Source organism: Methanosarcina mangrovi (assembly GCF_052057765.1).
Taxonomy (GTDB): domain Archaea; phylum Halobacteriota; class Methanosarcinia; order Methanosarcinales; family Methanosarcinaceae; genus Methanosarcina.
Map to the genome: position 1 here is coordinate 3,764,770 of NZ_CP195120.1, position 25,701 is coordinate 3,790,470.

General features: G+C 42.9%; 27 protein-coding genes. 18 read left to right on the top strand and 9 right to left on the bottom strand.

Features of this window, described 5'->3' with window-relative positions; genetic code table 11:
• Nucleotides 1-3 precede the first annotated feature (3 nt).
• From nrpRII to ACSAZL_RS16615, 3 genes are all read right to left on the bottom strand, one after another.
• Complete coding sequence (nrpRII, locus tag ACSAZL_RS16605) at nucleotides 4-762, bottom strand: global nitrogen regulator NrpRII (RefSeq protein WP_440945708.1); 759 nt, start codon at nucleotides 760-762, stop codon at nucleotides 4-6.
• Nucleotides 763-1,062: 300 nt separating this feature from the next.
• Nucleotides 1,063-1,803, bottom strand: coding sequence for a glucose-6-phosphate isomerase family protein (locus ACSAZL_RS16610; protein ID WP_440945709.1), 741 nt, complete (start codon nucleotides 1,801-1,803; stop codon nucleotides 1,063-1,065).
• Nucleotides 1,804-2,030: 227 nt separating this feature from the next.
• Nucleotides 2,031-2,780: a ribonuclease H-like domain-containing protein gene (locus ACSAZL_RS16615; protein WP_440945710.1), complete on the bottom strand. Its 750-nt coding sequence runs from the start codon at nucleotides 2,778-2,780 to the stop codon at nucleotides 2,031-2,033.
• A gap of 566 nt (nucleotides 2,781-3,346) precedes the next feature.
• Here ACSAZL_RS16615 and mdh point away from each other — a divergent pair.
• From mdh to ACSAZL_RS16650, 7 genes are all read left to right on the top strand, one after another.
• On the top strand, nucleotides 3,347-4,270 hold the full coding sequence (gene mdh, locus ACSAZL_RS16620) for a malate dehydrogenase (RefSeq protein ID WP_440945711.1): 924 nt from the start codon (nucleotides 3,347-3,349) through the stop codon (nucleotides 4,268-4,270).
• Nucleotides 4,271-4,391: 121 nt separating this feature from the next.
• A complete protein-coding gene (locus ACSAZL_RS16625; RefSeq protein ID WP_440945712.1) occupies nucleotides 4,392-4,601 on the top strand; it encodes a hypothetical protein in 210 nt (69 codons plus the stop codon).
• 338 nt (nucleotides 4,602-4,939) lie between these two features.
• A complete protein-coding gene (locus ACSAZL_RS16630) occupies nucleotides 4,940-5,197 on the top strand; it encodes a PRC-barrel domain-containing protein (protein WP_011020862.1) in 258 nt (85 codons plus the stop codon).
• Nucleotides 5,198-5,217: 20 nt separating this feature from the next.
• Complete coding sequence (locus tag ACSAZL_RS16635) at nucleotides 5,218-5,949, top strand: tRNA(His) guanylyltransferase Thg1 family protein (protein ID WP_440945713.1); 732 nt, start codon at nucleotides 5,218-5,220, stop codon at nucleotides 5,947-5,949.
• Between the two features lie 38 nt (nucleotides 5,950-5,987).
• A complete protein-coding gene (locus tag ACSAZL_RS16640) occupies nucleotides 5,988-6,941 on the top strand; it encodes a tyrosine--tRNA ligase (RefSeq protein ID WP_440945714.1) in 954 nt (317 codons plus the stop codon).
• A gap of 176 nt (nucleotides 6,942-7,117) precedes the next feature.
• Complete coding sequence (locus ACSAZL_RS16645; protein WP_440945715.1) at nucleotides 7,118-8,290, top strand: chromosome segregation ATPase; 1,173 nt, start codon at nucleotides 7,118-7,120, stop codon at nucleotides 8,288-8,290.
• An 869-nt stretch (nucleotides 8,291-9,159) separates the two neighbouring features.
• Entirely contained in the window at nucleotides 9,160-11,709 is a 2,550-nt protein-coding gene (locus tag ACSAZL_RS16650) for a CARDB domain-containing protein (RefSeq protein WP_440945716.1), read from the top strand.
• Nucleotides 11,710-11,780: 71 nt separating this feature from the next.
• Here ACSAZL_RS16650 and ACSAZL_RS16655 read toward each other — a convergent pair whose 3' ends face one another.
• Both ACSAZL_RS16655 and ACSAZL_RS16660 read right to left on the bottom strand, forming a co-directional pair.
• Nucleotides 11,781-12,137 carry a DUF5518 domain-containing protein gene (locus tag ACSAZL_RS16655; protein WP_440945717.1) on the bottom strand — a complete coding sequence of 119 codons (357 nt, stop codon included), beginning with the start codon at nucleotides 12,135-12,137 and terminating at the stop codon, nucleotides 11,781-11,783.
• A gap of 190 nt (nucleotides 12,138-12,327) precedes the next feature.
• Nucleotides 12,328-12,552 (bottom strand): SemiSWEET family sugar transporter, encoded by a 225-nt coding sequence (locus ACSAZL_RS16660; protein WP_440945718.1) that lies wholly within the window; start codon nucleotides 12,550-12,552, stop codon nucleotides 12,328-12,330.
• Nucleotides 12,553-12,728: 176 nt separating this feature from the next.
• Here ACSAZL_RS16660 and ACSAZL_RS16665 point away from each other — a divergent pair, with 176 nt between their 5' ends.
• The 6 genes from ACSAZL_RS16665 to ACSAZL_RS16690 all read left to right on the top strand — a co-directional run bounded on the left by ACSAZL_RS16665 (nucleotide 12,729) and on the right by ACSAZL_RS16690 (nucleotide 16,867).
• Nucleotides 12,729-13,148 carry an HIT family protein gene (locus ACSAZL_RS16665; RefSeq protein ID WP_440945719.1) on the top strand — a complete coding sequence of 140 codons (420 nt, stop codon included), beginning with the start codon at nucleotides 12,729-12,731 and terminating at the stop codon, nucleotides 13,146-13,148.
• Between the two features lie 190 nt (nucleotides 13,149-13,338).
• Complete coding sequence (locus ACSAZL_RS16670) at nucleotides 13,339-13,566, top strand: sulfurtransferase TusA family protein (RefSeq protein WP_440945720.1); 228 nt, start codon at nucleotides 13,339-13,341, stop codon at nucleotides 13,564-13,566.
• 19 nt (nucleotides 13,567-13,585) lie between these two features.
• On the top strand, nucleotides 13,586-14,005 hold the full coding sequence (locus tag ACSAZL_RS16675; RefSeq protein ID WP_440945721.1) for a DsrE/DsrF/DrsH-like family protein: 420 nt from the start codon (nucleotides 13,586-13,588) through the stop codon (nucleotides 14,003-14,005).
• Between the two features lie 166 nt (nucleotides 14,006-14,171).
• Nucleotides 14,172-15,326, top strand: coding sequence for a cysteine desulfurase family protein (locus ACSAZL_RS16680; protein WP_440945722.1), 1,155 nt, complete (start codon nucleotides 14,172-14,174; stop codon nucleotides 15,324-15,326).
• 63 nt (nucleotides 15,327-15,389) lie between these two features.
• Complete coding sequence (locus ACSAZL_RS16685; protein ID WP_440945723.1) at nucleotides 15,390-16,052, top strand: iron-sulfur cluster assembly scaffold protein; 663 nt, start codon at nucleotides 15,390-15,392, stop codon at nucleotides 16,050-16,052.
• A gap of 20 nt (nucleotides 16,053-16,072) precedes the next feature.
• Complete coding sequence (locus ACSAZL_RS16690) at nucleotides 16,073-16,867, top strand: DUF5602 domain-containing protein (protein WP_440945724.1); 795 nt, start codon at nucleotides 16,073-16,075, stop codon at nucleotides 16,865-16,867.
• A gap of 74 nt (nucleotides 16,868-16,941) precedes the next feature.
• Here the strand turns inward: ACSAZL_RS16690 and ACSAZL_RS16695 are convergent, their stop codons facing one another.
• Nucleotides 16,942-18,099 (bottom strand): cation diffusion facilitator family transporter, encoded by a 1,158-nt coding sequence (locus tag ACSAZL_RS16695; RefSeq protein ID WP_440945725.1) that lies wholly within the window; start codon nucleotides 18,097-18,099, stop codon nucleotides 16,942-16,944.
• An 870-nt stretch (nucleotides 18,100-18,969) separates the two neighbouring features.
• On the opposite strand from ACSAZL_RS16695, the gene ACSAZL_RS16700 reads away from it, so the two are divergent.
• The 3 genes from ACSAZL_RS16700 to ACSAZL_RS16710 all read left to right on the top strand — a co-directional run bounded on the left by ACSAZL_RS16700 (nucleotide 18,970) and on the right by ACSAZL_RS16710 (nucleotide 20,702).
• Nucleotides 18,970-19,104, top strand: a complete 135-nt coding sequence (locus ACSAZL_RS16700) for a hypothetical protein (RefSeq protein ID WP_440945726.1) — start codon at nucleotides 18,970-18,972, stop codon at nucleotides 19,102-19,104.
• A gap of 524 nt (nucleotides 19,105-19,628) precedes the next feature.
• Complete coding sequence (locus ACSAZL_RS16705) at nucleotides 19,629-20,375, top strand: class I SAM-dependent methyltransferase (protein WP_440945727.1); 747 nt, start codon at nucleotides 19,629-19,631, stop codon at nucleotides 20,373-20,375.
• 69 nt (nucleotides 20,376-20,444) lie between these two features.
• The gene (locus ACSAZL_RS16710) at nucleotides 20,445-20,702 is read left to right on the top strand and encodes a hypothetical protein (RefSeq protein WP_440945728.1); all 258 of its coding nucleotides are present in this window, start codon (nucleotides 20,445-20,447) and stop codon (nucleotides 20,700-20,702) included.
• A gap of 182 nt (nucleotides 20,703-20,884) precedes the next feature.
• Here ACSAZL_RS16710 and ACSAZL_RS16715 read toward each other — a convergent pair whose 3' ends face one another.
• Nucleotides 20,885-21,754, bottom strand: coding sequence for a helix-turn-helix transcriptional regulator (locus tag ACSAZL_RS16715; RefSeq protein WP_440945729.1), 870 nt, complete (start codon nucleotides 21,752-21,754; stop codon nucleotides 20,885-20,887).
• Between the two features lie 591 nt (nucleotides 21,755-22,345).
• On the bottom strand, nucleotides 22,346-23,239 hold the full coding sequence (locus ACSAZL_RS16720) for a helix-turn-helix transcriptional regulator (RefSeq protein ID WP_440945730.1): 894 nt from the start codon (nucleotides 23,237-23,239) through the stop codon (nucleotides 22,346-22,348).
• A 483-nt stretch (nucleotides 23,240-23,722) separates the two neighbouring features.
• Between ACSAZL_RS16720 and ACSAZL_RS16725 the strand changes: the two genes are divergently transcribed.
• Nucleotides 23,723-24,412 (top strand): cupredoxin domain-containing protein, encoded by a 690-nt coding sequence (locus tag ACSAZL_RS16725; protein ID WP_440945731.1) that lies wholly within the window; start codon nucleotides 23,723-23,725, stop codon nucleotides 24,410-24,412.
• 520 nt (nucleotides 24,413-24,932) lie between these two features.
• Here ACSAZL_RS16725 and ACSAZL_RS16730 read toward each other — a convergent pair.
• Complete coding sequence (locus tag ACSAZL_RS16730; RefSeq protein ID WP_440945732.1) at nucleotides 24,933-25,085, bottom strand: hypothetical protein; 153 nt, start codon at nucleotides 25,083-25,085, stop codon at nucleotides 24,933-24,935.
• Nucleotides 25,086-25,400: 315 nt separating this feature from the next.
• Between ACSAZL_RS16730 and ACSAZL_RS16735 the strand changes: the two genes are divergently transcribed.
• Entirely contained in the window at nucleotides 25,401-25,649 is a 249-nt protein-coding gene (locus ACSAZL_RS16735) for a hypothetical protein (RefSeq protein WP_440945733.1), read from the top strand.
• The last annotated feature ends 52 nt before the right edge of the window (nucleotides 25,650-25,701 follow it).

Genomic DNA, 25,701 nt, shown 5'->3' on the forward strand with positions numbered 1-25,701 from the left:
ATTTCAGACCAAATCTTCAATCCGGCTCATTTCCTTGAAAGGAATTAACCTTGACATTGCACTCGTGTCGATAGGAATTCCATACTCCTGCACGACAGCCATCGGATTTGTTCCTCCGATGACGACTATCCCGAGATGGTCTCTCTCAATAGGGATGTCCAGAACCCTTGTGTTTGGCTCTCCTACTTCTAAAATTCCGCTGAAGCCTGCGTCCAGAAGGTCAGAAAGTGTGCTTTCGATCGCATCTCTTGCAACCATGGGAGCCTCCCTCAGGTTTGCAAGAACCTTGCCCGAACCTGTCCTGAGCATTTCAGATACGGAAGTTATTCCCTGAGACATCAGGACTTCCAGAGGATCTACGGTTGTGCTCACATATGTCAGCACATCAGTAAAACGTACGGGAATCCCGTTTCGGATCTGAACAACCCCTCCGAGCTTCGGATGTACAGGAATTCCTGCTTTTAGTAGTACGCCATCAATAGTTATACTGCAAACAGTCCCGATGCCTACTTTTCCTGTTCCAACGGTCAGGTTTCCGATTGACTCCCCTTCGGAAATGACTTTTACGTAAGGTGTCACGGAAAGCCCGCTTGAAATTACCATCTTGAAGATCCCGAGCACATCGTCCAGGTCTTTTTTATCGATAAGCGAGAGATTAAGTATGACGTCGCCATCCATCTTTTTAGGATTAAATGTAGTCCTGTACATGAGATCTCTGATTCTGGATGATGTAAACTGAATACGGTATCCATTTTTTTGCATTTCAACCCTCCTGTATTTGAAAGTATTAATACCTATTATAAGTTGTGTATTGCAGGAGAAAAATTATCCTCCCGCTAGAAAAAAATATCCTCTCGATCGCATTGAGAAAAAAATATATTTCCTATTGGCGTCAGCCCTATGTCTGCAAATCCATGGCTATAAGTCCCTACCATTTAAGGATACAATAAAAAGATAAAAATTAGGTTTTAAGAGAATAAAAATAAGGTTTAAAATTAAGGTTTCTGAGAGGATTCTTCAGAAAAAATGTGGAGTGTTAATCGCACATATCCCGGAACCTCATCACAGCACTCCCGCCAGGAAACCCATATAGTCCTGAGGAGCCGATAAGAACCTTAATTTCTCAGCTCTATTTACAAGATCATACATGCTTTCACCGGATACAAGCCCGATTTCGTCAAAACCCAGGGGCTTAAGATAACGAATGGGCGGGATATCCCTGTAAAGGGGGTTTTTGGCAAAGCCGTCTTTAAGAAGGAAATAAGCAGCTCCGGAAAGTCTTTTTATAGGCTCGTATACCGAAGAGAAATCACGGCAAACCCAGTTTGCCATCTCAAGAGTCTTGTCCGAAGCGTTTATTGTGACATGCCCGTATCCGGGCGGGACAAGCACAAGATCTCCTTTTTCTGCTTTGATGACTGCCACATCCAGAACGATGTCCTCTTCTCCAGGCTCCACTTTCTGCAACAGATAGGTAGCAGAACCGTCAAGCACCTGATAAATTTCGGGATAGGAGACATCCGTACCGGGAACCGGCGGATGGTAGTGACCTACGGTTTTAACATATTCCGACCCGAGCATCCCGGGAGGGATTTTTGTAATATCGTATCTGAGGTGATGGGATTCGATTGCCCCATGATCGGCATCACTTTTGGCCAGGTCCCTGAACATATAATACATGTCTTTATTTCGCTCATAGGTCCTTTCAAACCATTCTCTGTCAAACACCACATCTTCCATGTCTTGGAGTTTTCTTACATCTGCAACGGTGACTTTATCCCCGAACTTCAGTGTTACTGCCATTGAATTCCCCTTTCTTTTAGAGCATACGGATAGCGTTCAATACCATAGTGAGCCTGTGCAATTACGTACAAGATTTCATGCAAGATTTTGCCATAAAAGCTAGCAATGAATCAGTAAGGCCAAAATCCAGAACAGAAATATAGGTATATAAGTTACTAACTGACAATATATACCTGTTGCTGACATTTCTACTTTTTGGCGAGCTCCTGAGAGGAAAACGCACTGATTCACGGCTTCAGAGCCTTTTGAACCATTTTAGGGTAAGTAAGTTCGATAATAGTTTTCAGGTTGACTATATCCTCCCGGTTATATTTAAGAAGCAGATCCAGAGCTCCCTTATCGCCCTTCTCGTACTGCCTCCAGAGCCTGACCGCATCAAACCCGTCCATACCATCCGTATCTTCACTTCTGCGAATTCCAAGCACCTTCTCGATATTTTTTAGACCTCCGCCATACCCGATACGCCGGAGGGGATACATCAGGTCGATATGGAGCTGCTTGAACTCCAGTTCGGGAAATTCGGATTTTATGAAAGGAATATCAAAGCGAGCTCCGTTAAAGGATACAAGCAGCCTGTATTTTGAAAACTCCTCCACTATGTCATCAAGGTTGATTCCCCTCACATACATTTTGGACTCATTCCCGTCATAGATTCCAACAACGGTTATCCTATCCCTGCCCGGGGAAAGCCCTGTGGTTTCGATGTCAAAGAAAGCGACAGAGTCGGAAAACAGAGAATAAGTCCTCCAGTGTTCTGCAGACGGCAGGCGCTGTGAAAAAAAGAAGCAATCTTTTTCAGCCAGATGCCTGGAAGAGATCTTTATTTCCTCACATATTCTTGTTTTCCTTGAGAGAGGAATTGAGATTCTATCTTCCATTTCCAGGAACTCGTCCCAGCTATTTATTCCCAAAGCCCAGATTTTCTGTTCAAGAGCTTTGCCTATGCCCGGAATGTGAATATATGTGTTCTTCAGCATTTTTCCCCTGACTCATTGGAGGTGATCTTTAATAAAAATACTGCATGAGGACTGAAAGTGATATAGAACGCAGACAGTAGCTTTCAAGAAATATAAACCCGGGATCAAGGGTCAGAGCAGAGGATCAACCATCAGAAGAATTACTCGCCAAACAGAACTATTTAAGTAGAATTATTTAAACAGAACTATTTAAGCAGAACTATTCACTAAACAGAACCCTATTGAACGGTATTAATCTGAGTCAGGTGATGTTGAGGAATTATTAATGGTCAACCTGCCATAAGAACTCAGCCAGGAAGCATGCAGACAAGGTTAATATACTTAGTCAGTTATAATAGAATTTATTCTATCTCTTGCGGGGTAAATCTAAAGTGGGCTATATAGTTCAATTAAATGAGATTGGGGGAAAAGGCAAGTCCAGGATTTCTAGAAAGCCAAAAAAATAAATACAAAGAATAGTTACCACCAGACCGATTTGAAATTCAGAATCGATTTTTAAATGCAGAAGTAAGGAAAGAGTAAAAAAAGCCTCCTGAGAATAAATCTTTGATACAGGTGTACAAGTTATGGCTAAAATCTCTGTAATTGGTGCAGGAAATGTAGGTGCGACCACAGTCCAGCGGCTGGCCGAACTGGAACCTGGCGAAATTGTCATGACAGATATTGTGGAAGGGCTACCGCAGGGAAAAGCCCTTGACCTCATGCAGGCAGGGGCAATAAATGGTTATGATACGCGGGTAACAGGTACTAACGATTATGCAGATATTGCCGGCTCTGACCTTGTGATCATTACAGCCGGAATTGCCAGAAAGCCCGGAATGAGCAGGGAAGACCTGATGAAAACTAATTCGAAAATAATAGGAGAGATCTCCCGAAATATTGCAACGTATGCTCCGAACTCCATTGTTATAAACGTCACAAACCCGCTCGATATTATAACATATGTGGCACTGAAAGCAACAGGCTTTGAGACAAAAAAGGTTTTCGGGATGAGTGGAGTGCTTGATGCGGGGCGTTTTGCAAGCTTTGTAGCAGAAGAGCTGAAGTGTTCGAAAAAGGATGTCGAGGCACTGGTAATAGGAGGACACGGAGACCTTATGGTCCCCCTTCCCCAGTATACCACAGTCTCGGGAGTTCCGCTTCCGGAACTGCTCCCGGACGAAACAATTGACAGGCTTGTGGAAAGGACGGTAAACGGAGGAGCCGAAATAGTAGGACTTCTCAAACAGGGAAGTGCTTTTTATGCCCCGTCTGCGGCAATTGTGCGCATGGCAGAAGCCGTGCTTAAAGATTCAAAGCGCATCCTTCCGGCGTCTGCATACCTTGAAGGACAGTACGGGCAGGATGGAATTTACTTTGGAGTGCCCGCAAAACTGGGAGCAAACGGGATAGAAGAAGTCCTGGAGCTCAAGCTTGATGAAAACCAGTACGAGATACTCGGAAAATCCTCCGAAACGATCAAAAGGGAAATCTCAAAGCTGGAGGTATAAGAAATAAATCCAGCAGACCAAACAGATCAGGCTGAAAGTAGATCAAGCTAAAAAAGATCAAGCTAAAAAAGGTCAAGCTAAAAAAGATCAAGCTAAAAAAGATCAAGCTAAAAAAGATCAAGTGAAAAAAAATCAAGTGAAAAAAGATCAAGCTGAAAATAGATCAAGTGAAAAAAGAGCAGAGCTGAAAGGGAAGTATAAACAAAGGAGTGGGCTCTGTAAAGGTAAAAAATCAGCAGATTTTTCCCGGCGGGTTATAATGACTCCCGGAGACCTGCCCAATTTCCCAGTTTTGCCTGATCTCCCGGTTCATTCTACTATTGAACTATAAAAAAGCAAAATTTCCTGTAGGGACAGTTAGAAAAAGAACTTAATAGAGAAAAACTCCCTCACCTCAGATAAAACTTAAACATGGAGTATTTATCCTATAAAGTAGATTTAAAATCATTTTTCCCTTAAAAAGACAATAGATAATTCGTTAATCGCAAACATTAAAATTTAGTAGAACTGTAAAATCCGGGATTATCATTTATTTATAGAAAAAAGAGCTCAGTAAAACTGTAAGATATATAAGTATGTTTTTCATATAAGGTAGAGGAAGATATTTAAATAAATTTAGGATGCATAGATAACTTAAATTAATTAAATAATTAATAGAGCAGGGATATAATGCGCGCAGAACTCACATCACTCTTTGGCCTAAACATATACACAAACAACGGTGTTTATGTAGGGAAGTTGCAGGACCTTGTAATTGATGTAGAGGAACAGAAAGTTACCGGGCTTGCTGTTTCGGACATTAACAGGGAACTTTTTGATATCAGCAGCAGAGGTATTATCATTCCCTACCGGTGGGTTATAACAGCAGCAGACATTATCATAATCAGAGACGTAATCCAGAGATACAAAAAGAGGAAAGAAGACTGAATGGTCTTTAGAAAAGGTATATGAAAACCCGGGAAATCTATGCTGAAATGCGCTGTATCCCGCCAGTGGTCTTGCGCGCTGACGGCAGGAATTTCAAAAATACACTTTCAGGCCTGGGCTTTGAGAAACCCTATGATAAAACCTTCGCCAGAGCAATGGCGGATACTGCCGAACTCTTCATTAAAAAAAGCGGTTTAAGCCCTCTTTTTGCCTATACTTTTTCAGATGAAATCAGCTTTCTGTTCACAGACCTTCCTTTTGACGGCAGAGTGGAAAAAATGGATTCTGTTGTGGCTAGCTTCCTGGGAAGTGCCCTTACGATAAAACTGCGGCTTGAAGAACCCATAGCTTTTGATTCCAGACTTGTGGCCCTTCAAAAGGAAGAAATCCCTAAGTACTTTCACTGGAGGCAACTGGAAGCCTGGCGCAACTTTGTGGCTTCCTGGGGATACTATGCCCTCAGAAACGAAGGCTTGGGGAAGAACGAAGCTGCAAAGTGTCTGAAAGGAAAAAAAGAGTCTGAAATCCATGAGATGCTTTTTAAGAGAGGAATCAACCTTGCGGCGCTTCCTGCCTGGCAGAGGAGGGGAGTCATTATCTCAAAAGAAGAATCGGAAGTCCGGGGCTTTAATCCGGTATCCGGCAAAGAGGAAAAATCCCTGCGAAGAAAAATTACTCAGAACTGGGAAATCCCAAAATTCAAATCCGAAGAAGGGGTCCCGTTTTTAGAGAAACTTATTAATAGAAACTGAGTTTTTCAGAATAAGAAAAGAAAAGGAATGTAGATGCAATGGACAGACTTGAGCTTATAAAAAGAAATGTTCAGGAAATTGTAACCGAAGAAGAACTGGAAGGACTTCTTAACAATAAACAAGCTCCCCGTGCTTATGTAGGCTACGAGCCAAGCGGAAAAATCCATATGGGGCACGTCCTTACCGTAAACAAGTTAATAGATTTGCAAAAAGCAGGGTTCAAGATCACTGTCCTGCTTGCGGATGTACACGCTTATCTGAATAGGAAAGGCACACTGGAAGAAGTCCGGAAGATTGCAGACTACAACAGGCGTTGCTTTATCGCTCTCGGACTTGATGAAGGACAGACCGATTTCGTTTACGGGTCAGACTTCCAGCTGGGAGCCGAATACATGTTAAACGTGCTCAAACTTTCAAGAGCAGTTACCCTTAACAGGGCAAAGAGGAGCATGGACGAAGTCGGACGTGCAATGGACGACCCAACAGTTTCCCAGATGGTTTATCCCCTGATGCAGGCTATTGACATTGCCCTGCTTGAGGTGGATGTGGCAGTGGGAGGGATTGACCAGAGGAAAATCCACATGCTTGCTCGCGAAAATTTAAAAAGTCTCGGATTTGAAACTCCGATCTGTATTCACACCCCTATCCTCCTCGGGCTTGACGGAACAAAGATGGCTTCTTCAAAAGATAATTTCATTTCGATAGATGATACGGAAGAAGATATCTACAGGAAGTTTAAGAAAGCTTTCTGCAAGATAGGAGACGTAGAAGAAAACCCGATCCTTGCTCTTTTCCGCTACCACATTTTCCCAAGGTACGAGACAGTTGTTATCGAAAGGCCGGAAAAATTCGGGGGCAACCTCACATACCAAAGTTATGCTGAGATGGAAAGCAACTTTATAGAAGAAAAAGTCCACCCGATGGACCTTAAAAACGCAGCTGCAAAATATATAAATGAGATTCTGGACCCTGTCCGAAAAGTTCTTCTGTGAATTCCGAAAGGGTTTCATCCTTCCCAAAGATTTTAGGAAAAAATTCTGGCAGATGCCCGGCGTATTGGGAGTGGGGGACATCATCTAAAAAAACATGAAGATTCCGGATAAAATGTTATATAGCTATAAGGCATAGAATATTTGGAGAGTTAGTTCAGATATCCAGGGTGCTTTTCATGAAATATATTTATCAGGACTCTACGGAACTGCCTGTACAGAGGGATTTCATTGAAGATCTGAAATCATTCATAGACATAACTGGCCGAGTAATACCTCTGGAGAATTCCATAATAGAAATCAAGTGCAAAAATAAAGAAGTGCTCCATGAATTGAACAACAGAATTGCCGGAATGGATATTTTTGAGGAGAAACTCAGCTCACTGGTTAAGAAATTGGCAAAAGATATCGGTACAGAGGATTTAATGTCCTGTGCTGATGCGATCCGGATCACATGCAGTGAGAATTTCCAGCGAAAGCGTGAAATTCTCGAAACGGAGTCCAGAAAAATAGAAAGTGGAGCTGCTCAGGAATACCAAAAAATCGAGAGCAAGGTTCTTGAGGTTCTCACTCCTTTTTTGATCTCAGGAATATATGGAGCAGAAAAGAGATTTGAGCTTTCCAGCAGTATAAGCGGAGTTTCAGGGGAAATGGAAGGTTCGGTTTCAGGCCTGCAATACTATTATAGACTCTGGTTTACGGAAGAACCTCTGACAGTAGAGAGGCTTATAGGCGGCCTGGGTCTTCCGGGGTGGACAAAGACAGGAATCCTGAGAAAAGAAGAGAAAATAAAAATGCAGGATCTCTCCGAGTTTCTTGTAACTTCCCTTGAATATGACAATGAGAAAAATATCCGGCTTATTCTTGAAAATAAAAAAGCAAACCGGAAGTTCAGGATAGAAGGCGGGGGACTCAAGTATTTCGTATATGAAGATGAAAAGGAGATTACTGCCGACAAAGAGCTTGGGGCTTATATAGACATGGGGGATATTACAAAAATTCCGGGGAAAGTCCAGAATTATCTCCGGGAAAATCTCCGAACCTATGCCCTTTCAAAAGTCCTGCTTGACGAAGAGGATGCAGTTTCAACAAACCAGATTTTCGACTGCCTGAAAGTGATCGCCGAACAGTACGGCGTGATCGTCCACGAATGCCTGGTAAGAGGGCACAATAAAGGAGAAATTACCATCAAAATGGAAGAGGCTGACGGGACGAGAACTGAGAAATATATCTCAAAAGCTGAAATGTACACCCGTCTTTCCGATGTAGGAAGCGAGGGCGTTGAGATCGCCGAAATCCTCGGTGTTGACAGCAGAGCTCAGATAAAGGACAGTAAATACCTGATTGTCTAAGTTTTTTACATCTCTTTTTTAACATCTTTTTTAACATCCCTATTTCTTTCCTTTCTTATACATCAATTCTTTAGATCTTTATTCACTTCTTTTATCACCCGCCGATTTTTAGATTAAACTCATGAACTGGAACATCTGGAGAAAGGAAAATAAAAGGGCATCACTGCGGAATACTGATACTTTTTTGAGAAATTAGTGAGCAGAGATAATTAATGAGCGGATAAATAGAATTTCAAGGAAAATCCTTCGGGGTTTACCTCCGAAATAAAATAAGCAAAAATAGATAAATTTATGATATGTCAGGTTAGTTCTGCAGAAACACAAATGATAAAGCCTGAGAAAGGTAAGCATTCAAATTGCTTTGATAGAAGGTCCCCTGCATACAGCATAAGAGGTGTTTTTACGTATGCTGTAAAGGATCAGACAGAGGAAAACTTTCAAAAAAAATATTGAGGCTGTTTCTCCTCTGGGAAGCGGGATTTTAGAAGGAAAAAGGAATTGAGAGTGTAGAGCCTTAAATATGAAGCAGAAGAAGTAATGTATTGTACGAAGTAACCCTCGGGCAAGGTATAAATATCCCGGGTCAGGAATTGCCCGAAAACTTTGATCCGAGATAAAAATCAGAAGCTTAATTTCGATGAATTATATAGCTACTTGTCAATAAGCTACTAGTAATGTACCTTAATTTCGACGAATCAGATGGCTACCTGTCATAAGCTACCAATATACCTTAACTTCGACGAGTTAGAAGCTACCTATCATAAGCTACCAGTATACCTTAACTTCGACGAGTTAGACGGCTACTTGTCATAAGCTATGATGTGCCAGAAATTTCTGTTCATAGACTTGTGGGGCGGAGGCTAAAAAAAATGAAAGGAAGTTATTTTCATTCTTTGATTAATGTGTTGATAATAACGCTGCTAATTTCGGGAATTATTCCGGTTGTGGTTGCTGCAGCCGAGGACATACCTTCCGAAGATGACGGAAATTCAACTGTTCTACTGCCTGACCTGGCAGTCGAGGGTGTCTCCTGGAGCCCGACAACTCCAGAAGTTGGGGAAGAGGTAACCATCGCAGCAACAGTAAAAAACCAGGGGGATGCAGCTTCAGGAGAAACAGCCTTGATCCTCTACATTGACGGAAGTTCGGTTAGAGAATGGGACGTATCCGGGCTATCCAGTGGAGAAAGTAGTTCTGTCTCATATACATGGGTTCCGACATCCAAAGGGTCTGTAGAACTGAAAGCAGTTGTTGACGAGGACAACGTGGTAACCGAGAGCGATGAAGGTAATAATGAAGAAACAGCCACCTTGAAAGTAACAGAAAAGGATCTCCCGGACTTGAAAATAAGTACCTTTAGCTACCCTGAGAATCCCGAATCGGGTGAACAGCAGAGAGTACAGATAGATGTGAAGAATGAAGGAACAGCAACTTCAAGAGCAACGACTCTGGCCCTCTACATCGACGGAAGCTCGGTTAGAGAATGGGATGTACCCAGGTTATCCAGTGGAGAAAGCAGTTCTGTCTCATACACATGGGTTCCGACATCCAAAGGGTCTGTAGAACTGAAAGCAGTTGTTGATGAAGACAACGTGGTAGCCGAGAGCGATGAAGGTAACAACGAAGAAACAGCCACCGTAACGGTAGCAGAAAAGGGTCTTTCGGACTTGATAATAAGCACCTTTAGCTATCCTGAGGATCCCGAACCGGGTGAAAGCCAGAGGATACGGATAAGTGTGAAGAACCAGGGAACAGCAACTTCAGAAGCAACGACTCTGATTCTCTACATTGACGGAAGTTCGGTTAGAAAATGGGATGTACCCGGGTTATCCAGCGGAGAAAGCAGTTCTGTCTCATATACATGGATTCCGACATCCGAAGGGTCTGTAAATCTAAGAGCAGTTGTTGACGAGAACAACGTGGTAGCCGAGAGTAACGAAGGGAACAACGAAGAAACAGCCACCGTAACGGCAGCAGAAGAATTTCTTCCGGATCTGATTATTGAAGACATCGTGCCTGAATCGGAGGGGGAAGTAGGAAAGACCCTGAACCTCACCCTGAAAGTAAAGAACCAGGGTACGGCCCCTTCTGAGGAAACTCAGGCAGAATATTATATTAACGGGACCGCCCCAGCACAGGATGGCATCCGGATTCCAGCTCTTTCAGAAGGAGAAGGGGCAGATGTCATATTCTCTCTGGTCCCGGATAGAGAAGGACAAATGGAAGTAAAAGTACGTATTGACTCCGTAACAGACGTTTATGAGAGTAATGAAAATAACAATGAGTTCACAAAAATTGTCGATGTAAAAACCATACTTCCAGACCTTATAATAGAATCCCTTTCTTTAAGCCCGGCATCCCCCGAGGTAGGGGACGACGTTACCTTTACAGTATCAATAAAGAACAACGGGCTCAGGGATTCAGCAAGCGGCGAGCTAAAATATTATATAAACGGGACCAATCTAACTCAGGAAGGAAAAGTATCGATACCTGAAATTACTATAGGGGAAACCACAACGGGTACTTTTCACTGGGTCCCTGAAGCAGAAGGAAACATAGACGTTAGATTGATAGCAGATCCTGAAAATGCCATACGCGAAGACGACGAAACGAACAATGAACTGACAAAAACCATAAGCATTTCCAAAGAAACTACTTCCAGCAGCGGTAGCAGCGGTGGCAGCGGTGGCAGCGGTAGCAGCAGTAGCGGCAGTAGCAAAAGCAACAGCATGGGAAGTGGCGTTTCCAAAGAGCCAGCCAAAAATGTAGAGGTCAAAGAGCTCGATACAAGAAACATTATGAGCGGTTACCCTGTCAAATATGGTTTCGCTAGAAATGCAACCTGTGTCGTATACGTCGAAGTTTACCCTCTGAAGACGTTTAAGAAAACGACAGCAACCGTAGAAGTTCTCAAAGGAAAATCTATTTTTGTCCAGAAGCAACCGCCTGGAAGGGTATACAGGCAATTGAACATCTGGTTGGGAAATAAAGGAGCAGGACGTGAAGATTCCATTAAGAGCGCCTATACGGGGTTCAAAGTTGAGAAAGAATGGATAGAAAACAACAATGTTAATGAATCCAATGTAACCATGCTTTGGTATGACAGCGAATGGAAACCTCTAAGTACCGAAAAAACAGGTGAAGACAAAGACTACGTTTATTTCAAGGCAAAAACGACCGCCTTCTCGTGCTTTGCAATAAGTGAATATACGGGAGAAGAAGGAGCTGTAGAAGAAGGGGAAGGAATACAGGAAACCCTGAGAGGCTGGGAGGACGGAAAGGCGATTCTGAACAGCAGTGCGGAAAAAGAAGGCGGCATCACAAAGAACCCGATGGGAGCGGCTAAAGTACTTCTTGCTATTTCCCTGCCACTCTTCATGATCCTTGTAGAGTACTTTGTTCTGAAGAAAAAGATCTGAAAAGGTTCTTTTCTTCAATCCCTATTTTTCCATCCATAAGGTAGCGGATTTTTAGCGTTTGAACAGGAGCTTCAGACCTTTTTTCTTTCAGCGAAAAGAGCCCCGATTACAGAGCCAATAATACCTATTATCGCAGTATGAGCTACGATGACCACTGTAACTATAAAAGCGGAAGCTGCTATAAACCCTCCAAGGACAGGTGCACTACGCAGCACCACTCCAAGGATTCCCCCAAGAAGAAAACCAGGGATTATCATGAAAATTGTCATCAGGATTCCGGCCTTAAACCCCCCTCCGGGACCTCCGTCTGCATAATAACCACCCAGTAAGCCTCCCAGAAAAGGCGCTACCGAGTTTACGAGTGGAATAAAATAAAAAATTAAAGTACAGACCAGACCTATTAATGCGCCACTTATGGTTCTACCCAATGTTTATATCCCCCACGATAGAGTAAGTCGAACCTGAGATGAATATAATTACAATTTAATAATCGACTAAATATATAGTTGTGCCCTGCTGGATATACAGTTGCTTCCTGTACTTCATTTCCAGAAAGAGGCATTTTTATTTTTAGGCCTTTTCATCTTTCTGCCGAACTCAAAAACAGAACTTATGCCGTCATTTTTGAACTTGAATCCCCAGAAGAGGGGCAGCCAGCATAACTGAGACGCTGTTTGCAGCAATTATTGAGGGATCGTTTACCCGGATTCCGTAGAGCAGCCGGAGGGTCATGCCGGAAGTTGAACAGGGAAGCATTGGAAACGATACGTTTTTTGCGGATTTCGTTGTCAGGGCTTTTATAAACTGAGGGGCAAAAGCTATGGTTGTAAGGGCACCTTGCAATATATCCGATTACAATAGTTTTATTCTCCGGGACTCTGATCCTTTGCTGAGAAAAATGATTTTCACTAACTTTACAATATCTTAAGGATAGTAAATTCCCGGAATGCAATTAAACTTATTCAAGAAACAGAACCCTGATATAAGTGTACTCTCCTAAACCTCTATGGGGATACAGTATGACAGAAAACTGCCTTTTTTGTAGAATAATATCAGGAGAAATCCCTTCACACAGGATATATGAGGATGATGCCGTTTACGCATTTCTTGATGTTTACCCGGCAAGCGAGGGGCATACGCTCGTTGCTCCCAAAAAACATTTCAGCAACTTTACGGATATGAACGCAGAAGATGTTGCCCTTCTTTTTGAAGCTGCAAGAAAAGTTACGGCTGCAGTTGAAAAAGCGTTTTCAGCAGAAGGGTCGAACATCGGTATAAATAACGGGGAAGTTGCAGGACAGGAAGTTCCCCATGTGCACGTACACGTCATCCCGAGGAAAAAAGGGGACGGAGGAAGAGGAATAAAATCAATCGTGTGGACCGAACCCGATACTACCAATCTGAAAGAAGTCGCAGAGAAGATCAGAAAAGCCTTATGAAGAAAAGACTTTTGCTAAAAAATTGTACAACCAAAATGAAGATGAACAACTGGAGAGGGCAGAGACGGCTTCCGGATAATATTATCAATAAGAAACGATAATATATTTTTTGGAATATAGTGAATTTAGGGGAAGAAGGCATAGTTACCTTTAGAAACGTTCCATTTCTCTTACTTCGGGGGCAAGAACATTGGCAGAACTGGAAATAGACGTTAGAGGGCAGACCTGCCCGGTCCCGCTGGTAGAGTGCAGAAAAGCGTTCAAAAAAGCCTCTCCAGGAGACCTTGTAATTGTAAAGGGGACGCATCCGGCATCAAAAAAAGAAATTCCCATGGCATGTGAAGCAATGGGACTCGAAGTGCTGGAAATTGAAGACAAAGAGGGAGGGAAAGAGTGGGAGATAAAGATCCGGAGGTAAGGCCGGAAAAGGAGGGGATATGGGGGAAAAAGCAGTTATTATCCTGCACAGCGGGGATATGGACAAGGTATACAGCGCGCTTATAATAGGAAACGGAGCCCTGGCAATGGGAATGGAAGCCTCCATATACTTCACATTCTGGGGGCTCATGCGGCTTAAAAAAGGGGAGCTTGAAAAGGGACCGCTTTCCAAAATGAACATGATGGGTCTGGGCAGGCAGATGATCAAAAAAAGGATGGACAAAGCCAATGTTGCTTCACTTGAAAGGCTGATGAGTGATTTCAAGGAACTTGGCGGGAAGATCATAGCCTGTGAAATGACCATGGAGATAATGGGAATAACAAAAGACGAGCTTCGAACGGAATGGGTAGACGAATGGGGTGCTGTTGGCTCGTATGTTCAGGAAGCAAGGGACGCAAACATAACTCTCTTTATCTGATCCGGAAGGGGACCCTGAATTAAAATTTCTGCGTCAGTCCGGATCTTCCGGGTTTTGCTTTGAGGTTTAAACCTCGGCATGTCCATTTCGGCTGAAAGTCTCACTATAAATAGAAGAATCTGAGGAAATCGAATTACCTGAGGAGGGGAACGAGATATTTGAAAATATGATTTATCTTGACAATGCTGCATGCACCCGGCTGGATGAAAGGGTGTTCGAAGCAATGAAGCCTTACTTTTTTGATACCTATGCGGTAGCTACATCTGAGTTTGGCTATTCTATGGGCATCGATGCAAAAGAGGGCCTGGAAAATTCCAGGGAAGGGATAGCTTCAGGGCTCGGGGCGGCTTCCGAAGAAATTGTGTTCACTTCGGGGGATACGGAATCAAGCAACATGGCACTTAAAGGAGTAGCCTGGGCCCTTAAGGAGAAAAAAGGCAAGCATATCATCATCTCAAAGATAGAAGATTTTCCGGTCTTAAACACCGCAAAAGCCCTCCAGAAACAGGGTTTTGATGTGACTTATCTGGATGTGGATGCAGAAGGGTTTGCCGACCTTGAAGGGCTCAAAAAAGCAATTACAAAAGAAACCGTCCTGGTCTCGATCCAGCATTCCAATCAGGAAATAGGGACTGCCCAGGACCTTAAAGCTATTTCCGAGATATGCGAAGAAAAAGATGTGCTCCTGCATACCGATGCTACCCACAGCTTTACCCGGCTTCCCCTCAATGTAAAGGATCTGCCCATAGACCTTGTGACAATGTCAGCCCATACGATTCACGGGCCCAGAGGGATAGGGGCGCTCTATGTCCGGAAAGATACCCCCATAGTTAAATTCATGGACGGGGGCTTTCAGGAGTTTAACCTGAGAGCAGGCGTTGAGAATATCCCCGGAGCCGTAGGGTTTGCAACAGCAGTAGAGCTTGTAACCGAAGAGGAAAACAGGCAGCTTGAGGCTATGAGGAATCGGGTAATTGAAAGAGCCCTTTCCGAAATCCCTGAAGTTACCCTCAACGGAAGCAGGGAAAAACGCCTGCCTCAGAACGCAAACCTGACTTTTCACTATGTAGAGGGCGAATCCGTAACACTGCATATGGACATGAGAGGATTTGCGGTGAGCACGGGTTCAGCCTGTTTTTCCCGCTCCCTGGAAGCCAGCCATGTGATAAGAGGGATCGGAGGAGACCATGAGAGGGCTCACGGTTCGGTACGTTTTACTTTTGGGCGCTACAACCGGATGGAAGATGCTGATGCGGCTATTGATGCAATGAGTGAAATTGTAGCAAGACTCAGGGAAATAAGCCCGCTTGCAAAAAAATGAGCCGAAAGAAAGAGGACACGTGTAAAAAAGGCAGGAAAAGAAAAGGAAAGGGAGAGCAGCAAAATGAAAATCGAAAAGAAAAGTGAGGGTATAAAGTTTCCTTATAGCGAAAAAGTGCTGGAGCATTTCAGGAACCCGCATAATGTGGGGAAGATAGAGAACCCCGACGGAAAAGGGCTTGAAGGAAGTCCGGCATGCGGGGATATGGTTGCCGTATACATTAAAGTCGAACCCGAAACAAAGGTTATTGAAGATATAAAATTCGAATCTTACGGCTGTGCTTCAAATATTGCTACAGGGTCCGTAATCACGGACCTTGCAAAGGGGAAAACTCTGGATGAAGCAAAGAAAATAACCTGGAAACAGGCTTCCGAAGAACTGGGAGGGCTGCCTCCGATTAAAGCTCACTGCTCCGTGCTTGCAGTTGAAGGCCTGCGTGCCGCAATCCGGGACTACGAGGAAAAGCACGGGCTTGTTACTGAGAAAGAACCCACAACCGAAGATGTTGTCCGGCGGAGGCTCAAGCATGTTATGAACCCGCTTACGGGGCTTGATATTATCCGCACGAATCTGATTCTTAAAATTAGCGTCGAAGCCGGAGTGGTCAGGGTAGTTGTTGACCTGCCCGCAGACCATCAGTTTGCTCCGGCAATAAAAGAGGACATAATAGAAAAACTGGGCTCTTTGTGGGATGTGGAAAAGGTAGACGTGGTGTTTACAGCCTGAATAAACTTCGCGGGGCCAATATGAACAAAAGCCGAATTGTATGCTGTTTGTGCATGCTCGCTTTAACATCACTTATTTTTTCAGGTTGCGTCGAAGAAGAGTCTCGGATACAGGCTGCAACTCAGGAAGAAAACCAGCCCCTGACGGAAACATTTACATCGGAAAGTAAAGCCCTGGGAGACGGAATAGTTTATTCCTGGGTTACCCTTGATGCTGAAGGAAAAACCTGTGCAGTAGGGGTAAACTTCACGGAGTTAGCCGTCTCAGGACTGCCCGCAGAGGCTGCGGAATACACTCTTCCCCTTCCGGGGGAAGCTTCAGCTACTGCCTTTAACCACATAGGGATTGAATGGAGCCCTAAAGGTCATGAACCTCAGGGAATTTATGATAGGCCGCACTTTGATGTCCGCTTTTATATGACAGATCAGAAGGAGAGGGACAGAATTACGGCGACTGAAGAGGATATGACAAACCTGTCAAGAGAGCCTGAACCCGAATATATTCCGGAAGGGTATGTCGCAACTCCCGGAGGAGTCCCCAGGATAGGGGCACACTGGATTGACCCGACTTCCCCGGAATTCAACGGGCAGCCTTTTGAAGAGACCTTCATCTACGGCTTTTATGATGGAGAGATGGTATTTGTCGAACCGATGGCCACAATAGACTTCCTTAAAACAAAACCTGAACTCACAAAACCCCTTAAGCTACCGGAAAGTTATCCGACAGAAGCCTATTACCCTACCAGTTATTCCATAAGATATGACAAAAAAATGGAAATATATACCGTCGCCCTTGAAGGAATGACCCTAAGGTAAAATCGTCTGGAAAAAAGTAGGAAAACGGGGAAAAAAAGCGAAGAAGAAAAAAGAGAAAAGAAATCCTTCGGGCTTCAACCGGGATAAACGTTTAAAACACGCTTCTGCCTTCCACGCTTCTTTTCCGGACTTCCGGACCCACAGTGACAGCACTCCCCTGAGGCTGTAACGGGATCGACGTGGATAGTAGTCCCGGAAAGGTAGGAAAAATTCTCCAGAAGTTTTTCCCTTACGGCATTGGCAATTTCATGCCCCTCTTCAACCGAAAGGGAAGGGTCAACGGAAGCATTGATCTCCGCATGGAGCCTGTGCCCGATCCAGCGGACTCTGAGGTCTGTAACTTCACAGACCCCCTCGACTCCCTCAGCAATGTCTTTAACCTGATCAAGGACTTCGGGTTCAACACCGTCAAGAAGGCGGGTAAAAACCAGTTTGCTCGAGTCGAGGACTATTTTGAGGATGGCAATTGTTATTAACATTCCAATAAGAGGGTCAAGGATCGGATATCCGAGCCAGACGCCCATTGCCCCGATGAGAACTGCAAGGCTGGTGAAACCGTCCACTCGCGCATGGTATCCATCGGCAATAAGGGCTGCACTCCCGATTTCCTTTCCGACCTTCATGCGGAACTGCGCAACGACCTCGTTTCCGATGCACCCTATGATTGCAGCAAGGGCTACAGCCTGCAAATGCCCTACAGGCTGGGGGTTTAAGAAGCGGGTCACGGATTCGTAACCCGCAACTGCTGCACTGAAGAGGATCAGGAAAACAATGATTACCCCCGCAAGGTCTTCTACCCTGCCGTACCCGTAGGAAAAGCGTTTGCTCGGTTTTCTTCTCGCAAGGGAAAAAGCGATTGCAAGGGGAATCGCCGTCGATGCATCTCCGAAGTTGTGAATGGTGTCGGCAAGGAGGGCAACACTGCCCGACATAATAACAATGAAAATCTGCAGAACCGCTGTTGCCATCAGCCCTATAAAGGACCACTTGACCGCCCAGAGCCCTTTACGAGTAGCAATTATGGAAGGGTCGACCCTTCCATGCGTATGGCTGTGCCCGTGAGAATGTCCATGGGAATGCTCATGAGAATGGGAATGGGGGAATTTGTGAGTGAGGGAGTGGAGGGAAAGCCGGGGATTGAAAAGCCCACTGTGCTTATGGCTTCGCTCCCGGGACTCCTCAGAAGCGCTCTTATTGTCATGCAGATGATTGCTGGGATCAGATCCGGACATCTCACTTCCCCTCATTTTGATTAGGTTCTCAATATTAAACTTGACAATAGCTTTATAAATAGGTATTTATCTTTAAAAAAGAATTTATTATGCATTCCATCATACCTTTTTTTTGGAAAATAGCATAAAAAAGCGTTCTTTCATTTATGCCGGCTACTTCGGGGCCCCCGGGAAATTACAAAAAATTGAATATTTATTACCCGAGGCAGGGATGTATTTTAGACCTTAAAGGAATAACTGAAAACGACATCGATTTTTCTCCAAAGGACTGCTTTTCGGGAAATCCAGCTTTTTATTTTGAGACCAGATGTTTGATTTTTAAATAACATTTTTATTTTTAAGTTTACGAATTGCCACATATCAGCAAAAAGATATTAATTCTTCAAAAAGTCGCTCTGAAAATCAGAGATAGGGAACTATGGATATATACAATAGTGTGAACAAATAAGAAAAAGGGCATTTGAAAGAGAAGAAATAAAAGCATATGAAAGAGAGAAGAAAAAATTACTTTGAGGCGGATCTGGCCTCGAAAACAAGAAAATTTAGTCCTTTTCAGCTCAAAAAAATGAATCTATATAAAGCCTCATTTATTCTCTGCCCTGACATGGCTCGTAATCCGGAACGTAAAGTTAAAAACATATTGCCTGAACTCATTACCTCCCGAACTAAGACCTGTTACCCAAATCCTTACCCTTACGTAGTTTTCGAGTTTTAATTAAAGTGGATAGAAATTAATCCGCTGTCATGCAAGGCGAACATATCTGAAATCAGCTGGTGTTTATCCCGGGAACTGTGCAACCCCGGGAGATATCCAGCAGGATAAAAAAGAACAAATGCTTAAAACCGAGAGGTGAAACAGGGAGGAATAAGATGATTCAAGCTAAAGAAATAGCTAAAAAACCTGAGGTCATGTGGGACCTCAATATCAATAAAGATGGGAAATCTTACGAGGAAAATTACATGCTCTTGTTTCCCAGGTATGTCAGTGCCATAGATGATGAGTGAGAGTTTTAGAATAAAAGCTTAGAGTGAGAGTTTTAGAATAAAAGCTTAGAGTGAAAGCTTTAGAATAAAAGCTTAGAGTGAAAGCTTTAGAATAAAAACATTAGAATAAAAACATTAGAATAAGCTTTAGAGTGAAAGTTTTCATCCTTAAAAAAGAGCTCAAAAGAACAGAATCCAGTCTTCAAAATCAAATATAAATCGTTCGAGGGAATAAGATTCTCTCGAGCAAACCTCCATTACCCTTCAATAATCAGAAATCGATCTAGCCATGAAAGCCTGAAAAATTTAACCTTTTTTTCAAGAAAATGATCAGCATAGTCCTGAATAACTTTATCTTTTTTTCGGTGCCGGCAAATTAATCTTTTTTAGTTCAGAATAACCTGACATTTCTGATTCAAAATGATTTAACCCTTTAGGGGGCTCAGAAAAACTTCCACAATTCAGAATGGCTTAACTTCCCGGTTCGTTTTTCTCCAGGGAATAAAATAGACAGTTATATTAAATCGAGATTATAAAACAGTACTATGCAGGTTGAGAGGGAAGTTAACAGGAAGGAAGTGTATGAGATGAAAAAGGAAACTACAACAGGTCGTGAAAAAGTAGGAAACTGCACGGAAAAAGAGATCCTTAACGGGCAGCAGCCCCACTGGGAAAAAGTGTTTTCAAACACCTGCTCGAGGTTTGGAGATGAGCCAAGTTATCCGGCCCGGGAAGCTGCGGCTATTTTTGAAAAGGAAGGGAAAAAGGAAATCCTGGAACTTGGAGGCGGCCAGGGGAGAGATACCTGCTTTTTTGCCATCAGGGGGTTTTCAGTCCATTCGCTTGACTACACCGAAAGCGGGCCAAAAGAGATAAAAGAAAAAGCCGAAAAAGCGGGGGTTGGGAAATATGTTACGGCCCTCAGGCACGATGTAAGAAATCCCCTCCCCTTTGAAGCTGAGACATTTGATGCTTGTTATTCTCATATGCTTTACTGCATGGCCCTTACCACAGATGAACTGGAGTTCCTCTGCAAAGAGATTAAAAGGGTGCTCAAGCCTGGCGGGGTAAACATTTATACAGCCAGGCATACCGGAGACGCCCATTACGGGACGGGAACTCACAGAGGAGAGGACATGTACGAAATTACAGGCGGCTTTATAGTGCATTTTTTCAGCAAAGAAATGGTTGAGCACCTTGCAAAAGAGTACCGGAGCTACGAAGTGGAAGAGTTTGAGGAGGGAGAACTACCGAGAAAACTGTATATGGTGACCATGCGAAAATCAGAGTAAAGAGAAAAGTGTATGCATGAACCAGCCTTTTGGAAATTTGCCCATAATCAAGCGAGTTAATCTAACTCCTTGATTTGTGGTTCATCAAGGCTCAAGGGCATAAGAGTAGAGCTGAGCATGGTTTATGCATATTCCGACAAACCTGAACTTTTGGACTGCTTTATCCGGAAGACCATCATCCCCATGACAGAAGGTATAAAAGAAAACTCTGGAAGTGCAAATGATGAAAGAAGAAGCATGAAAAAAGGGATAGAAAAATTCCATCAAACTGCAAAACCCGGAGAGACTTTCTGCTATACCTTCTTTAAAGGCAGGGGAATGAAATAAAAGACAGGGTTTCAAAAGGTATCGGCCTTAAAAATACGGGCCTTAAAAAGATTAAATAGGGAACGCTCAGAGAGCAGGGAAATAAAAGGGTAGGAAAAAATCCAGAGAACGGTAAAAGAGAAAGTAGAAAAATCCGGCGAGCGGAAAAAGAGAAAATAGGAAAAATTCAGCGTGTGGAAAACTCAGAAAGAAAAAATCTGCCCGGAATTCGTTTTGTAATATTCAAAAAGTTCTTCTCCCCATTTTAGAGCTCCGGGATCAAAGCTTACAATGTAGTTGCGGTCAATTCTGTTATTTTTATCAAGCAGGGAAAGTGCAAAGATCTTATCGGTTACTACCAGCATCATTGGTTTTTTCTCCCCATCCGACACAAAAAAATGTGATTTTTCGCAGGTCAAAAAGAACTGAACTTCCTTTTTGTATTCAGGAAGGTCCAGCTTGAGAACGGAGCTGTCACTGAAAGATGTGGTTGCCTGGGGGAGGCACTCATTATGGATACTCTCAAAAACCGACTCAGTAAGAATAATTGTAACATCAATCCCCTTTTCAAGAAATTCCAGACAGAGTAGGTGATAAGCGGGATGAATTGCCGAAGCAAATACCATAATGCGGGAAGAATTCAGCATACATTTTACAATATCTTCCTGAACTTTAAATAAATGAGAGAGATCGGGTTTCAGGACCTTACACTGCCCCAGTTCCCCGATTCTTATAAGAAGATGGAAAGGAATTGAACTCAGATCGTGTTCGGACCAGAAATCCCTGTTTTCGTCATATATCTTCAGAGTGTTAAGTAAAAACTGTACGTTTGTGGCTATTACTACCCCCATTTCGGAAAGAGAATATACTCCATCTGTCTGTATAACCAGACCCAGATCAACTAACTTTTTGATCTGGGGAATCATTGACTTCCAGGGGAAATCAAACGCATTTTTGATCTCGTCACTGCTTTTAGGACCTTCCTCTTTTAACAGCAGGAGAAGGTTCTTTCTTTTTTCAGAAAGGAAAATTGCGTCAAGCAACGAAGAACTGGTACCAGAAACTGAGCTCATGGTTTTGTCTCACCTGGAATTTATTGCAAAAAGATATGTTTTACTGGAAAGCCTTCAAGGAATTCAGGATGAAGCTCATACTTCTCGACACCCACATTAAAGTGAGTGATTCCAATGGGAGTTGTCATTTCCAATACCATTGGAATATTCCAATCGCAAAGTAAAAATCTTCATCGCTTTGGCTATATAGGAGCAGGAATTATATAAATTCGGCAGATAGATAATACTTTTCTATCGTCGTTTCGATTGGGTGAATATTAAAATGTGGTAGATACGCTGTGGTTTTCTTCAAGAGCCGTCAAGAAACCATAATACTCTCTCCGGGTAGGACGCTGTTGATGAAAGAAGCCTCATCATCAATGCATTTCTAAAAGCTCTGAGGTAAAACCTACAGCTAATACAATTTTGATTTTTAAGAAAACTTTCAGGAAAACTAATCTTTTTTGAAACCGGGAACCGCCTATCCTCATACAGCCTATCTGAAACTACAGCCTATCTGAAACGATAGCCATATCTGAAACGGCAGCCTATCTGAAACGACAGCTATCTTCATACAGCCTATCTGAAACGACAGCCTATCTGAAACAAATATCATAGGGTAGACAGAGATTCGGTGATAGGTTTTGATCTCTCCTTATAATACATGAAAAGTTCTTCTCCCCATTTTAGAGCCGCAGGCTCGGAGCTGATAAGAAATTTGGTTGTTAATCTTCCTTTTTTGTCCAGAAGAGATAGCAAAAAAATCCTATCAGTAACAATCATTGACATCGGTTTTAAGTCACCTTCGTAGACCAGAAAATTGGGAGCCTTACTGTTCAGAATATGCTTTATCTCCTGCTTGTATTCGATCAGGGCTCTGTTAAGGATCGAATTGTTCGTTTTTAAAAATGGAAGATCGGAAGTGCATTCAGTCTGAAGAATTTCAAGAATGGGTTTCGTAACAATTGCCGTAGCTTCGATGCCCTTTTCCAGATATTCGAAATAAAGAAAAGGAGAAGAGGGATGGAATACCGAAACAAAAGACATAATACGCTTCGAGTCCACAAGATTCTTTGTGATCTCTTCCGGAATCAGGAAAATATTTGAAAGATCTCTCTCCAGAATATTAACGTGTTCCAGCTCTCCAACCCTTGAAAGCAGATGGAGAGGAATAGAACTCAGATCATGATCATACCAGAAATCCAGGTTTTCTTCATATATAGAAAGCGTATTCAGGAGAACCTGAACCTTCTCGGCAATCACCGAACCCATATCGGAGAGAACGTACAGTTCCCCTTCCTCAAGCACCAGACCCCAGTCGATTAATTTTCTTATCTGTGGGGTAATCGATTTCCAGGGAAAATCAAACACGTCCTTAATTTCCTCACCGCTTTTAGGCCCCTCTTCTCTCAGGAGCAAGAGAAGGCCCTTTCTTTTTTCAGACAGAAAAATAGTATCCAGAAGCGACGGTCTGGTTTCTACCCGGATATGTGCTTTTGATTTCATCTCGTCCCAATAATACTTGAAAGGATTATATAAAGTCACTGAAAAAAGTCTTCTCTTCTGGAAAAGAGGCCAGAAAACCCTCTATTCTCTTTCCCCATGTAAATTTCCCCTTTCTTTTTTCTCTAAAAAATTGACGGATAAAGTGAAGCGTCAAAAGATCAGTGAAAAGTCTCTCTCAGGTGAAGCATCAAAGACCAGGTGAAGCGCCAGAAGATCATGACTTTTCGACACTGCTCAAGACAGCTCAAAATGGCCAGTGCTTTTTGCTTTTTCCAGGGGCATTTGCCAGGCAAAACGACCCGAACCGTGCCTGCAATGAAGAGAAAAAACAATACCGTTTTGGCTATATGAAAATAAATCGAAATGTAAAGTGGTATTCCCAGAAAGGAGTTGGATAAAAAGCTGTGAAAACTTGGAGGTTTTAAGACGAAAAAACACGATAAAACCATAATTTTTGCCCTGCTGATAGTGACAATCCTTTTCATGTCAACGGGTACGGCAGCGGCAAAAGAGACAAAGCTGGTTGTGAGAAGTGCTGATACCTCTGTTAACAAAGTGGTTATTTACGGCACATTTGCACCCGAGACAATCGAAATAAACGCCGGAGAGGAGGTAACCTGGTTCAACTTCAAGAAACCAAAAACCCCAATGGTGCTGGTAAGTGAAGAAGGGCTGTGGGAAGAAACTACCCTGTACTACGGAAAAGCCTTTTCATATACTTTTGAAGAGCCAGGTACCTATGTCCTTACCCTCAAAGATAACCCGGAGATAAAGGGAACAGTAAAGGTATCCGCCTCTGAGCCGCGGGAAGAGGACTCGGAAACTCCCGACGAAACCGTCACTGTAGAAAAGCCCCAGGCTACGGCAGAAGCATCCTCAGCTTCGAATTCAGGAAAAAGCGATGAAAAAAATGTCCGGAATGAAGAAAAAATGTTAATCTACTCAACAACATTTTCTCCCGAAACCATAGAAATAGAAAAAGGGGATACAGTTATCTGGATTAACCTCAAAAGGCCAAAGGGGGCCTCAGTGCTTGTAAGTGACGACGGGCTGTGGGAAGACATCACCCTGTACTACGGAAAAGCATTTTCGTATACTTTTGAAGAAACAGGGACCTACACCTTCAGCCTGGAGGCCATGCCGGAAGCAAAAGCTACAGTCATAGTAACGTAAAAAGCAGCCTCAAAACACATAAACTAAAAAACAGCCTCACGACACATAAACTAAAAAGCAGCCTCGAAAAACATAAACTAAAAAAGATACCTCGTAATATCGAAACAAAAGAGTGCCTCGTAATCGAATAAAAAGAAAAAACAGATTGAACCTTGTGTGCAGAATAAAGGTCGCAAAAACAAATAAAGAAAAACAGGTCACAAAAAACAGGTCACAAAAAACAGGTCACAAAAATGGGTAAATTTTGAAAAACATTGTCACCAACCCAATAAAACACTATAAACCGGATTTGATCTGCCCCGAAGGTAAAATTAAAGATTGTGGAAGTAAGTCATCGAAAAACCTCAGCACCCAAATATCTCCCTCCATTTTGAAAAACACGGCGTATGTGCTCATTCATTAAGAAGTGACCAATGGCTTGCTTCCACAATCGACTCCATTACACAAAAAATCATTTTTCACCTGAAAGAGACTTTTCGCCTGAAGAGATTCGAAAGAACTTTCATTTGCAACCTGTATGTTATTTTCCTGCATGTCTTTTTTCTACGTGTCCGGTTGAAAGGCAGACCTTTTCCCGGTAGCCTTCCTTAAGTGCTTTCCGGGAATGGGGGAGCTCATATCCCGTGATAAGGATAAAACATATCAATGTAATCGGTACTGGAATCGAAGGCATAACGGATCACATATTCATCTTTTTCCTCATCAACCCGGATATCACCTCCCCATATTGTGGGAAGTTGTGTGGCATCGAAATCCAGTGTTGAGATATTTTCACCCGGCTTACCAGATTTTCTGCATGGAGTATCTTTTCATCTCCCAGTGAACTAAATTATTGGAAGAAGAAAGGGAGAAACTTCGCAGAAAAGAGCCACCTGAAGAGAGGGGATTCAACTAAAAAATAAGACAGAAGAAGCCCGAAATTTAAAAAAAAGATGATCATAGACCTTAAATAAAAAGAATTCAAACTTGAATTAGGGTAAGGGGAGAAGTGCTGGGACATAAGGGTATTAAATTAAAAAAGGAAAATACGAATTTTATGGGAAGGGGGGAAGGGTGGGACTCTATATTGGGAGAGCCCCTATCGAATGGATCAAAATACCTGAATCAAAAAGTTTCCAGAAAAGGGGCATCTTCAGCAATTGGATATCGAATTTTAGTCTTGATAAATGAAGGATCGGAGTTAACTTCCGGCCCTATGGACAGGAAATATCAAAAACCGAATTTGATTATAAAATGACCCACGGGTCAAGAAACGAAAACTGAATTTTAAAAGATGAAAACCAACTGAT

Coding starts and splice junctions, on each gene's coding strand:
- ACSAZL_RS16695 (WP_440945725.1), bottom strand. CDS start 18,099: ATGTCCGGATCTGATCCCAGCAATCATCTGCATGACAATAAGAGCGCT.
- nrpRII (WP_440945708.1), bottom strand. CDS start 762: ATGCAAAAAAATGGATACCGTATTCAGTTTACATCATCCAGAATCAGA.
- ACSAZL_RS16720 (WP_440945730.1), bottom strand. CDS start 23,239: ATGAAATCAAAAGCACATATCCGGGTAGAAACCAGACCGTCGCTTCTG.
- ACSAZL_RS16650 (WP_440945716.1), top strand. CDS start 9,160: ATGAAAGGAAGTTATTTTCATTCTTTGATTAATGTGTTGATAATAACG.
- ACSAZL_RS16705 (WP_440945727.1), top strand. CDS start 19,629: ATGCAGGTTGAGAGGGAAGTTAACAGGAAGGAAGTGTATGAGATGAAA.
- ACSAZL_RS16685 (WP_440945723.1), top strand. CDS start 15,390: ATGAAAATCGAAAAGAAAAGTGAGGGTATAAAGTTTCCTTATAGCGAA.
- ACSAZL_RS16635 (WP_440945713.1), top strand. CDS start 5,218: ATGAAAACCCGGGAAATCTATGCTGAAATGCGCTGTATCCCGCCAGTG.
- ACSAZL_RS16645 (WP_440945715.1), top strand. CDS start 7,118: ATGAAATATATTTATCAGGACTCTACGGAACTGCCTGTACAGAGGGAT.
- ACSAZL_RS16725 (WP_440945731.1), top strand. CDS start 23,723: ATGTCAACGGGTACGGCAGCGGCAAAAGAGACAAAGCTGGTTGTGAGA.
- ACSAZL_RS16675 (WP_440945721.1), top strand. CDS start 13,586: ATGGGGGAAAAAGCAGTTATTATCCTGCACAGCGGGGATATGGACAAG.
- ACSAZL_RS16615 (WP_440945710.1), bottom strand. CDS start 2,780: ATGCTGAAGAACACATATATTCACATTCCGGGCATAGGCAAAGCTCTT.
- ACSAZL_RS16610 (WP_440945709.1), bottom strand. CDS start 1,803: ATGGCAGTAACACTGAAGTTCGGGGATAAAGTCACCGTTGCAGATGTA.
- mdh (WP_440945711.1), top strand. CDS start 3,347: ATGGCTAAAATCTCTGTAATTGGTGCAGGAAATGTAGGTGCGACCACA.
- ACSAZL_RS16680 (WP_440945722.1), top strand. CDS start 14,172: ATGATTTATCTTGACAATGCTGCATGCACCCGGCTGGATGAAAGGGTG.
- ACSAZL_RS16630 (WP_011020862.1), top strand. CDS start 4,940: ATGCGCGCAGAACTCACATCACTCTTTGGCCTAAACATATACACAAAC.
- ACSAZL_RS16715 (WP_440945729.1), bottom strand. CDS start 21,754: ATGAGCTCAGTTTCTGGTACCAGTTCTTCGTTGCTTGACGCAATTTTC.
- ACSAZL_RS16640 (WP_440945714.1), top strand. CDS start 5,988: ATGGACAGACTTGAGCTTATAAAAAGAAATGTTCAGGAAATTGTAACC.
- ACSAZL_RS16700 (WP_440945726.1), top strand. CDS start 18,970: ATGATTCAAGCTAAAGAAATAGCTAAAAAACCTGAGGTCATGTGGGAC.
- ACSAZL_RS16690 (WP_440945724.1), top strand. CDS start 16,073: ATGAACAAAAGCCGAATTGTATGCTGTTTGTGCATGCTCGCTTTAACA.
- ACSAZL_RS16730 (WP_440945732.1), bottom strand. CDS start 25,085: ATGCCTTCGATTCCAGTACCGATTACATTGATATGTTTTATCCTTATC.
- ACSAZL_RS16665 (WP_440945719.1), top strand. CDS start 12,729: ATGACAGAAAACTGCCTTTTTTGTAGAATAATATCAGGAGAAATCCCT.